Source organism: Hyphomonas beringensis (assembly GCF_000682755.1).
Lineage (GTDB): Bacteria > Pseudomonadota > Alphaproteobacteria > Caulobacterales > Hyphomonadaceae > Hyphomonas > Hyphomonas beringensis.
Window position 1 is genome coordinate 1 of the sequence record NZ_AWFF01000010.1, and the last position, 256, is coordinate 256.

General features: G+C 55.1%; 1 protein-coding gene. It reads right to left on the reverse strand.

The window, feature by feature from the left end:
• Positions 1 to 256 (reverse strand): DDE-type integrase/transposase/recombinase (locus HY29_RS18760; RefSeq protein ID WP_155838177.1); only part of this gene is annotated, 256 nt, incomplete at both ends.

Here is a 256-nt window from a genome sequence, read left to right on the forward strand (position 1 = left end):
ATGGATCGAAGCGAATTTCTGAAGACTTCGCATACGCCTGAAACGGGACATCGCCCGCTCTCGTCGTCGGAATGGTTGGTGTGAGTTTTCGGCGCGGTTGTTCAGGTGCCGGCCGGTTTCGCGGCGGTGCGCGTTTCCTATTTCGCGCATCGCGGCACCATACGAGCGAAGCCTGTCGGTCACCACAACCTGAGGATTGCCATACCGTTTCATGGCTTTTCTCATGAATTTCAATGCGGAAACCTTATCCCGAGTT